This is a genomic window from Candidatus Stygibacter australis (assembly GCA_030765845.1).
Classification (GTDB): Bacteria; Cloacimonadota; Cloacimonadia; order Cloacimonadales; family TCS61; genus Stygibacter; species Stygibacter australis.
The window spans coordinates 1-10,093 of the sequence record JAVCDJ010000027.1 but is presented as its reverse complement, the minus strand read 5'-3'; the positions used below and the strand labels follow the sequence as shown (position 1 = coordinate 10,093).

General features: G+C 35.6%; 8 protein-coding genes. 5 read left to right on the top strand and 3 right to left on the bottom strand.

Going from position 1 to position 10,093, the window contains the following annotated elements; translation table 11 throughout:
- Positions 1 to 620: 620 nt before the first annotated feature.
- Positions 621 to 827: a hypothetical protein gene (locus RAO94_01305; GenBank protein MDP8320965.1), complete on the bottom strand. Its 207-nt coding sequence runs from the start codon at positions 825 to 827 to the stop codon at positions 621 to 623.
- A gap of 192 nt (positions 828 to 1,019) precedes the next feature.
- Here RAO94_01305 and RAO94_01300 point away from each other — a divergent pair, with 192 nt between their 5' ends.
- Positions 1,020 to 3,131: a T9SS type A sorting domain-containing protein gene (locus RAO94_01300; protein MDP8320964.1), complete on the top strand. Its 2,112-nt coding sequence runs from the start codon at positions 1,020 to 1,022 to the stop codon at positions 3,129 to 3,131.
- Between the two features lie 351 nt (positions 3,132 to 3,482).
- Positions 3,483 to 5,057 carry a choice-of-anchor Q domain-containing protein gene (locus RAO94_01295; protein ID MDP8320963.1) on the top strand — a complete coding sequence of 525 codons (1,575 nt, stop codon included), beginning with the start codon at positions 3,483 to 3,485 and terminating at the stop codon, positions 5,055 to 5,057.
- Positions 5,058 to 5,235: 178 nt separating this feature from the next.
- On the opposite strand, the gene RAO94_01290 is transcribed toward RAO94_01295, so the two are convergent.
- A complete protein-coding gene (locus tag RAO94_01290; GenBank protein ID MDP8320962.1) occupies positions 5,236 to 6,213 on the bottom strand; it encodes an NAD(P)-dependent alcohol dehydrogenase in 978 nt (325 codons plus the stop codon).
- 614 nt (positions 6,214 to 6,827) lie between these two features.
- Between RAO94_01290 and RAO94_01285 the strand changes: the two genes are divergently transcribed.
- Positions 6,828 to 7,340 (top strand): GNAT family N-acetyltransferase, encoded by a 513-nt coding sequence (locus RAO94_01285; protein ID MDP8320961.1) that lies wholly within the window; start codon positions 6,828 to 6,830, stop codon positions 7,338 to 7,340.
- An 18-nt stretch (positions 7,341 to 7,358) separates the two neighbouring features.
- The gene (locus RAO94_01280; protein MDP8320960.1) at positions 7,359 to 8,090 is read left to right on the top strand and encodes a polysaccharide deacetylase family protein; all 732 of its coding nucleotides are present in this window, start codon (positions 7,359 to 7,361) and stop codon (positions 8,088 to 8,090) included.
- A gap of 65 nt (positions 8,091 to 8,155) precedes the next feature.
- Here the strand turns inward: RAO94_01280 and RAO94_01275 are convergent, their stop codons facing one another.
- On the bottom strand, positions 8,156 to 8,764 hold the full coding sequence (locus tag RAO94_01275; protein ID MDP8320959.1) for a hypothetical protein: 609 nt from the start codon (positions 8,762 to 8,764) through the stop codon (positions 8,156 to 8,158).
- A 667-nt stretch (positions 8,765 to 9,431) separates the two neighbouring features.
- Here RAO94_01275 and RAO94_01270 point away from each other — a divergent pair.
- Positions 9,432 to 9,995 (top strand): DUF1565 domain-containing protein, encoded by a 564-nt coding sequence (locus RAO94_01270; protein MDP8320958.1) that lies wholly within the window; start codon positions 9,432 to 9,434, stop codon positions 9,993 to 9,995.
- Positions 9,996 to 10,093 lie beyond the last annotated feature (98 nt).

Below are 10,093 nucleotides of genomic sequence, written 5' to 3'. Positions count from 1 at the left end.
TATTTCAGATGTTTATGATATTATCATTTCTTCACTACTTCCATATGTTGATTATGTAATAACTGAGAGTAATCTTTGTGAAATTCTGAGAAAAATTCAAACAAAACATTCATTTCTAAAAGAATTGAAATATTATCCTATAAAATATGTTAGATGAGAATTTAATCTATAAATACGGCAAACAAGCGTGATCGTCCTGATTCAGCAGCACACCCGAAGCATTACACGAATATTAATTAATATGAGGAGTTATTATGATGTATAAATTATTATTGATATTGGTATTGGTTTTATTGGTGAGGGAAGGAGAAACATATGGTCGGGTAGAAACGCACAGACGTGCGTCTCTTTGCATGATGGTAATATAAGGGAAACATGATGACCGAGAAATACAAAAACAAATATCGGATACGTTCAGCGAGGGCACCATTCTGGGATTATTCGCAAGAAGGTCAGTATTTTATCACCATCTGCACTGCCAATCGAGAATGTCTGTTTGGGCAAATCGAGAAACACAAAATGATATTATCACCAATTGGCGAGATTGTTATTAGGGAATGGCATAAATCATTTGAAATTCGGTTGGAATTAATTTGTGATTCATATATCATTATGCCCAATCATTTGCATGGTATTCTACGCATTGAAAATAATATTGATAATAATATTGTAGAGACGCACGGCCGTGCGTCTGTACCACCATCACCACCACCACCACCACCACCATCACCATCACCACACAATAAATCGGGGATTGCATACCGTTGCCCCAGATCAATATCATCATTTGTGGCAGGATTCAAATCATCTGCAACCAAAAATATCAATCAATACCGTGAAACACCGGGATCACCTGTTTGGCAATCGCGGTTCCACGATCACATAATTCGAAATAATGCAGAATACCAAAGGATCAGGGATTATATAGAAAATAATCCTAAAAACTGGGAACATGATAAGTTTTATAAAATTTGACTTATCATAACAAAATCATCAATATGGTTTTATTGGAGAGAAAAATGAAGATATCGATTATTTTTTCATTATTTTGCTTGATTTTTGCACTAAACCTTTCAGCAACGATTATCAATGTTCCAGCAGAACAACCAACTATCCAGGCAGGAATCGACATATCAGTTGAAAGTGACACCATTTTAGTTCAGCCAGGCACTTACGTGGAGAATATCAATTTTGCAGGCAAAGCAGTAATTCTGGGGTCGCTATTTTATACTACGCAGGATACGAGCTATATTTCGCAAACGATCATTGATGGTAATCAAGATGATAACGTAGTCACATGTGACAGCGAAGAAGATTCCACTTCTGTATTAACCGGTTTCACGATTACTAATGGGCATACTGGATGGGGCGGTGGGATTTACTGCTGGGAATCCAGTCCGAGTTTAGTAAATGTGACTATTACAGATAACCTGGCTTTACATAGGGGTGGTGGGGTTTACTGCTATTCTTCCAGTCCAAGTTTAGTGAATGTGACAATTACGGGTAATTCGTCCTGGGAGTTTGGTGGTGGAATTTACTGCAGCTATTCTTCCAGTCCGAGTTTAGAGAATGTGACGATTACCGGTAATTCGGCTGGATGGGAAGGCGGTGGTATTTACTGCTATTCTTCCAGTCCAAGTTTATTGAATGTGACTATTACTAATAATTCGGCTGGTGAGTATGGTGGTGGGATTTGTTGCAGCTCTTCTTCCAGTCCGAGTTTAGTGAATGTTACTATTATGGATAATTCGACTGAAGGTGATGGCGGTGGGATTTACTGCACAAATTCTTCCAGTCCAAGTTTAGAGAATGTAACGATTACAGGTAATTCGGCAGAAGATGATGGCGGAGGGATTTACTGCCTGAATTTCTCCAATCCAAGTTTAGTGAATGTAACAATTACAGGTAATACGGCGGGAGAGTATGGTGGTGGTATTTATTGCAGAAATCAAGTCAATCTGAGTTTAGTGAATTGTATTCTTTGGAATAATTCACCCCATGAAATGGAATTTCCATATATAAATGATGAAAACATAGCAACAATAGCCTATTCTGATATTGAGGGAGGAGAGGAGGGCTTAGAAACTAATAATAATGTTACAGTAAACTGGTGTGAGGGTAATATTGATGCTGATCCTTTATTCGTGGATGCTGCAAACGGAAATTATCATCTGACTGAGGATTCACCCTGCATTGATGCCGGAATTGCTTATTTTGAGTATGATGGTGAAGTCTTAGTTGATCTCAGTGAAGATGAATATTTTGGAATTGCCCCTGATATGGGTGCTTATGAATATGAAGGAAATGCTGTGATATATTATGGTGATATTAGTGATAACGGAGTAGTAGATAGTTATGATGCTGCCCTGGTTCTGATGTACGTGGTGGGACTTGATCCGTTGCCTGAGCTTGACCCTCTGCCATGGTCAGACTGGCGTGTGGAAAGAGCAGACGTAAATCTTAGCGGTGATATTGGCGCCATTGATGCGGCTTATATATTACAGTATGTTGTAGGGATAATCAGCGAATTGCCGGTAGTTAATGCTATGCGGCTCTCCGCAGGAGAGATCACAATCTCCCATGATGCAGAATATATCTATCTCAAAAGTCTGAAAGGGGTTATCAGCTTTGAATATGAACTGACAAAATCAGAAAATCTGACTATGGGTTTACCGGAAGTAATAAATGATGATTGTCTTTATAGCTATAATGATAATAAGTTTGCTTTAATCAGTGCTGCAGGGATCTCCGGTAATATTGTCATGATACCCTATCAGGCGGAAAGTCAGGGAGCGTGGAATGTCAACTTTCAGATAGAGGATAATGGAAATTCTTATGACCTGGAATATCTGCCGGAAGATATCCCGGAATTGGACAGGTTAATTTCTATATATCCCAATCCTTTCAATCCTGAGACTAATATTGTCTTTGATATATCAACAGAAAGCAATGTCTTGATTGAAATCTATAACATAAAGGGACAGAAAGTAACAACTCTGGTCAATGATCCTTATAAGGCTGGCAGTCATAAAGTTACCTGGAATGCCGTTGGTCAAAGTAGCGGAATCTATTTGCTGAGATTTATTACTGCTGAAAGAAGTGAGATGAAGAAACTTATCCTGCTTAAATAATTGACAGATTGTCAATCCGTGAGACGTACTCCTACGCATAAAGCTTCGGAGTATCTTCGATGAGAAGTGAGACGAGAAATGATTTATCCGTGAGTCGTAAATCGTGAGTCGTGAGTCGAGGAATTTAAGAGATTTAGCAACGAATAGCCTTCGCAAGCTTACGGCTCATCAAGACAAAACGAACAAAGCGAACTGAAGAAGAGAAGAATTTATTATTTGTTTAAACGGAGTATCGTTTTATATATTCCTTTCTGTGTAATTCAGTGCCTTCAGTGGTTGATAGTATTTTTTTTAAATAGTTGACAGATTGTCACAGTATTTCATTAATATATTATAAATAATATAATGAATATGGGGGCAATAATGAAAAAGCAAGCTATGTTTATAATTATGATGATTTTGATGACAGGTGCTTTTGCGACAACAATATACATACCGGATGATTACGCAACTATCCAGGCAGGAATCGACATATCAGTTGAAAGTGACACCATTTTAGTTCAGCCAGGTACTTATGCAGAAAACATTAATTATAATGGAAAAGCAGTAATTTTAGGATCTTTATTCTTAACTACTCAAGACACAATTTATATTTCACAGACTGTAATAGATGGTAGTCAAAACGGCAGTGTTGTAACATTTGACAGCGGAGAAGATTCTACTTCTGTATTAACTGGTTTTACGATTACTAATGGTTATGCTGATTCTGGTGGTGGGATTTATTGTAGTAATAATTCCAATCCTAAACTAACAAATCTGGTAATAATGAACAACGAGGCTTATAATTATGGTGGAGGTCTAACTATATTAGATTGTTCTGCTGCTTTTCTGGATGAAATAGAATTTTGTGACAATCAAAGTGGATGTTATGGAGGCAATTTGTACATATCAAATTCAAATATAATAATGAGAAACTCTAATTTTACAGGCGGAAATGCATTTAGTTATGGTGGTGGTATAATTTGTTACGATTCGATTCTTGATCTCGAAAACATTCAGATTTGTGATAATAATTCAAGTTTTGGCGCAGGCATATATTCTGACGGATGTAATATTTCATTGAAAAAATCAATGATTAATAGCAATGGTTCTGAAACAGGATCAGCAATAAAGGGAATAAATTCTGATATTGAAATTATTAATTGCATAATTGCAGATAATGCATGCTTTCAATCTGGCGTAATTACTTGTTCAGCTTCTAATGAAGTATATATTATTAACTCAATACTGGTTAATAATTCTGCACAAGAACCTGCAGGAAGTTTATTTGAAGGAATAGATTTTATTTTTAATTCGATTCTATATAATAATGCAGAACCACAATTAGATACTAACACAATTGTCCAATATTCAAATATTCAAGGTGGTTGGGGAGGAATCGGTAACATTGATTGTGATCCAATATTCTTGAATCCTGCTGAAGATGATTATCATCTTCAGAACAATAGTCCTTGCATAGGTGCAGGAATCGATGAGATCGCAATCGATGATATATGGTATTATGCACCGGAATTTGACATAGAAGGAAATCCTCGACCGAATCCCACTGGAAGTATGCCGGATATTGGAGCTTATGAGAACTTGTTAGGTGAACCTCAAGATGGGATATACAATGATCAATTATCTTTAAACAATTTCAATCTCTCTAATTATCCAAACCCTTTCAATCCTTCAACAACTATTAATTTTTCAATCCAAACAGATGCTGAAGTTGAACTTTCAATATACAACATTAAAGGACAACGCATTCGCGAATGGAAAATTGAAAATGTAATCCACCCTGGCGGACAAGAATGTAAAATTAATTCTATAATCTGGAATGGTGATAATGATTTAGGGAAAAAAGTAAGTTCAGGGATTTATTACTATGAATTAAAAGTAAACGGTAAAATCCAGGCAGTAAAAAAATGTTTGCTATTGAAATGATATATTATGCAGTTAACAGGCATGTCGCCCTCTGTGCCAGGATTACACTGGACTGTTTTCTACACAAAATGAAGAATAAAAAAGGAGTTTAGTTTTAAATACAAATATATAGAGCCCTTAATCTCATCATTCCAGAAAAATGCCCTAATCCTCTGAAAAGTCCGCCTGCAAGACGTTGTCAGGTTTTTTCACCATTTTCCATAGTTATTATAATTTTTCCTCGGGCATGTCCTTCTCCAAGATACCGAAGCGCTTCAGCAGCCTCACTTAATGGATACCGTCTATCAATAACAGATTCTATTTTGCCTGCTTCAAAAAGTTTTTTAATAAAAACCAGGTCGTTTGGGCTCCGTTTTGCTCTTACGCCAACCATTTTCCTGCCGTCGGTTTCTGACAGCATTGAACCCATGAACATGGATTGGAAGATTTGAGTCATGGTACCTCCAGCCATCACATAAATGCCCTTAGGAGTCAAGGCGCGCTTATAAGCAGAAAGCGAATGATGGCCATTTGCCGCAAATACAAGATCATACTGCTGACCATTTTTGGTGAAATCCTCTTTTGTGTAATCAATAACATGGTCTGCCCCAATCGAACGAGCCTGTTCCAAATTCTTCGTACTACACACGGCAGTAACTTCGGTATCAAAAGATTTGGCAATTTGCACCGCAAAAGTTCCAACACCACCTGATGCGCCATTGATCAAAACCTTTTTCCCTGCCTTGATATGCCCCTCATCACGTAGACCCTGCAGAGCAGTGATCGCCGCCATAGGTATAGCTGCTGCTTCAGCGAATGAAGTATTTAACGGCTTCAAACACAACGAGCTTTCAGGTGCACTTGCATATTCAGCAAAACCGCCCTTTACCATACCAAACACCTCGTCTCCCGGCTGAAACTGTGTGACGTTTCTGCCAACCTTTTCAATCCGCCCCGCTACATCAGTACCGAGTCTCGAGTCTTTTGGTTTGAGCAATCCTCCGCCCATCAGGCGAATCAAGAATATGTCAGCAGTCAGGAAATGCCAGTCATATGCATTTAAGGATGCCGCAAGAATTTTTATCAAAACTTCGTCATCTTTAGGGATTGGTTTTTCTACATCCTTGAGCCGAAGAACATCCGGTGATCCGTATTTTGTGTATATAATCGCTTTCATAGTATTCCTCCAAAATCGAAAATAACTAACATCGCAATTTACAGCGATTTTTACATTTTACTTAAACTTTGTTTTAATTTCTTATAGCTTTTCATTGAAAAAAAAGCTAATCTTGATTCAATAAACATGCTCAATATATCATTTATCAATCTTTCCTGTCAAACTTTTCACATTTACAAGAATTTGATAAGGTTCACGAATATTCTGTCAAATATATTTTCAAAATATCTATTCATGTAAAATTTGAGGAAAAAACTTCTTGCACTCATAAGTAAAAGACAATTATATGCATTTCAGAATCACTGATTGTAATGTTGAAGCTTTCATGAATCAGCAGCAAGATGTAATCATTTAGGAAATGCGCGCTGAGACTTTCAGGATACTTGGTGATATGGCACTTCAGATCAGAGTTTTTTAATTTGACTATAACCTATTCTGAGTGATTCTGTTTTGATTAAGATTGCTAATATCTTTGAGGATATTGAATTATGATAAATTGTAGGAATACCGCATGGTCTTTCAAGATTTTTCATAGTTGCAAGATACCAAAGAGATTAGTGATATTAGCAAAAGGAAATTGCTCAGGTTAGGTATAATATAAACAGGAGTCATTAATGAGTAAAATTAGAATAAGGAGAATGACAGAAAAAGATTGTTTAGTATTATCAGAAGCATTTCAAGCCCAGGGTTGGAATAAACCATACAGTCTTTATGAGGAATATTTTTCTGAACAACAATCCAGAAAACGCCTTGTTTTTGTAGCGGAATATGATAATGAATTTGCTGGGTATGTAACTATTCAATGGGAAAGCCCATATCTATATTTCAAAGAGAGGGATATTCCAGAAATAAAGGATCTAAACACTCTAATTAAATTCAGGAATAACGGAATAGCAACTGAATTAATGAACATTGCTGAAGAATCAATACAGCAGAATGGTTATTCTATTATTGGAATAGGAGTTGGTTTATATTCTGATTATGGGATTGCTCAAAGAATGTATATAAAACGAGGATATAATTTTGATGGTAGAGGGTTGATGTATAAAGGAAAAGAAATTGAACCTGGTAATCATGTTTTAGTTGATGATAGCTTAACCCTTAGTATGCTTAAAAAACTTACATAGTTATTAATGGAGATTCTTATGAAAAAGAAAATAGCATATCTCACAATTGATGATGCACCTTCCAATAATTTTGATCTGATATTGAAGTATCTTTCAGATAATAAAATACCTGCAATATTTTTCTGTGAAGGAAGGAAAATAGTTAAGAGACCTGAAAAAGTAATTAAAGCAATAAAGAATGGATTCATAATCGGGAATCATAGCTATGATCATCCGAACTTCTCAGAAATTTCAATTAAAGAAGCAGAATCCCAAATAACTGAAACAGATAAACTCATAGAATCAATTTATATTGAATCAGGAATTGAAAAACCAATTAAAGTGTTTAGGTTTCCTTTTATGAATATTGGAAGTAAAAATGGATACCTAAATTTTGATTGGAATAATGAACATGTTGCTAATATTCAAACTATTCTCAGAAAACTTGGCTATAAGCAAATGAATTTTGAGAATATTAACTACTCATGGTTTATTAAGGCAGGATTAGATAAATGCTTAAACGTAGATTGCACCTACGATTCTTTTGATTGGTGTTTAGATGAAGATAATAGCATGTTTGGGTATCATGACTTGCCGTCAGTTTTATCGAGAATTGATGAAGATATTCCTGATGGTGGCAGAGGTCTAAATAATCCTTCCTTGAATGAGATAATAGAAATGCATTCATGGATACCCATTGAAGCTTTTATAGCAATTATTGAGAAAATTAAATCAAAGAATATTGAATTTAAATTGCCTGAATGTTATTAATAGATACTAAAGAAAAAGCCTTTGGAATCCAAAGGCTTTTCGTTAAAATTAACAATTATCAGAGGTTATTTCCACCATATTTTTTCAGGTGTTAACAAATTCTCTTCATTTCTTTTTCGATTTACCCAATCAACTAAAACTGAAACTGTTTTATCAATACTGTTTGTTGTCGTATCAAATACTTTAACATTCCATCTTGGATCATCATTTTTCCATGAAGTCCATCTTTCATGTTGATAATTCCCTTCATTGCGATTTAGCACTATTCTTTGTTCCCATTCAGGTTCTTTAGCGTGCATTCTGTGATAAGCAGCCCAACATAAAGTGTCCATAATCAAAGGCCATTCCTCAAAATGAGGTCTGTTCCGATATCTTTTAACTCTTACATAATCATGACAATCTATCAAACATGCTGAGATACCATTAAATTTGATAGCTTCTTTACTTCCCAATAATTGCCCAAATGGCATATGTGAAGTAAGTAAAAAATCTTTACCCTCTTTCTGACATTGTAATGCTTTTTCAAACCATGTTTTAAATCGTTCATAAACATTTTCTGAGTCATAAGGGATTTCATCTTCATCATGACATTCGACGTTTGTTAAAATTTCTCTCAGTTGCTTGATAATACTTGATTTTCCTGAAGCTCCTGCTCCTGATATTAAATAAAACATAATAACTCCTTTTGTACTCAAAGTACTATTTTGTTTTTTTGGAGTTCTGTTCATAAAAGAATCAGAGCGTTTAAAAACGGTATCCAATTTGCGTTATTTTTTATTTTTTAAATCGATTTGTCAAGTTAATTAGAAAATCGAATTTTCGATCATTTTTTCACCGTTTTTTCATTTTGCTCTGAAAAACCGTTTTTTCAGAAATTGAAAAAGGGTAAAAACGGATGGTTGTACCACTTTTGCTTATTCCCAAAAGAGCAAGCATTTGATAAACCTAATAATTAAAGATTTACATATTAATATCTTTTGAAATTATTCTTTACCCTGAAAGGGTTCTACTATAATAGCCATGGGTGATTCCCATGGGAAAAATGAACACAAAATTTACCCCCACCCCATCCTGTTTTTGGCGTTGCCGAAAACAGGATGAGGTGGGGACTTAATGTGATTTTAAATCCACGGGTTTTACCCGTGGCTATTATTGTGATGCCCCTGCAGGGCATTTTTTAAGTCAGTAAAATATTTCAATTCCGGGGGGATGCCAGATTTTTATTTTATATATTGACAATTAAAATAAAGAACACATTGTTTGTATTGTTGAGTATAATGTTACATCTGACAGGCACACATATGAAGGCAATAAAATACTCCATAAATATCAGGAGGGATAATGAAAAGAATAGTTTTACTTTTAATCTGTACTTCTTTTGTAATTAGTTTTGTTATGGTAAATGCTGAAACAGTAAAATCTGAGTTCACTAACCATAAAGTTTATAATACTGCCATTTCAGATTCAGAACCACAAAACATGGAAAGAACTTATGCCGATCTATATGTATCACCGGCAGGTGATAATGCTAACAGCGGATTATCTCCAGAGGAACCATTGCTAACTATCCAGTATGCCTGCTCAATCATCGAAGCAACTGAAGCTGAACCGCATACTATTTATCTGGCAGCAGGCACTTACAGTCCCTCAGTAAATGGTGAAAGTTACCCAATAATAATGCCTCAATATATTTCACTGGTGGGCACAGCAGAAGAAACCACCATCCTTGATGCAGAACTCACTGGAAGAGTACTACAACTGGAAGACTGTGATAATGTCATTATTTCTGACCTGACTATTCGGCATGGGCAGGCTATAATTAACGGCAATGGTGGAAATGAAGGTGGAGGGATACATTTAGCCTCATCGAACTGTCTAACCCATCTTTCGAGAAACAACCGCTAAGTCATTGAAAAACAACAAACCGGTTTTAAATTTGGGTACTACAAATGAAATGAGGATTCTTTGATAATTCTATTCTCTATTGTTTTCATCTCAAGTAT

Bases quoted from the DNA above. Each gene is read 5' to 3' on its own strand.
- RAO94_01300 (MDP8320964.1), top strand. From the start codon at position 1,020: ATGAAGATATCGATTATTTTTTCATTATTTTGCTTGATTTTTGCACTA.
- RAO94_01295 (MDP8320963.1), top strand. From the start codon at position 3,483: ATGGGGGCAATAATGAAAAAGCAAGCTATGTTTATAATTATGATGATT.
- RAO94_01290 (MDP8320962.1), bottom strand. From the start codon at position 6,213: ATGAAAGCGATTATATACACAAAATACGGATCACCGGATGTTCTTCGG.
- RAO94_01285 (MDP8320961.1), top strand. From the start codon at position 6,828: ATGAGTAAAATTAGAATAAGGAGAATGACAGAAAAAGATTGTTTAGTA.
- RAO94_01280 (MDP8320960.1), top strand. From the start codon at position 7,359: ATGAAAAAGAAAATAGCATATCTCACAATTGATGATGCACCTTCCAAT.
- RAO94_01275 (MDP8320959.1), bottom strand. From the start codon at position 8,764: ATGTTTTATTTAATATCAGGAGCAGGAGCTTCAGGAAAATCAAGTATT.
- RAO94_01270 (MDP8320958.1), top strand. From the start codon at position 9,432: ATGAAAAGAATAGTTTTACTTTTAATCTGTACTTCTTTTGTAATTAGT.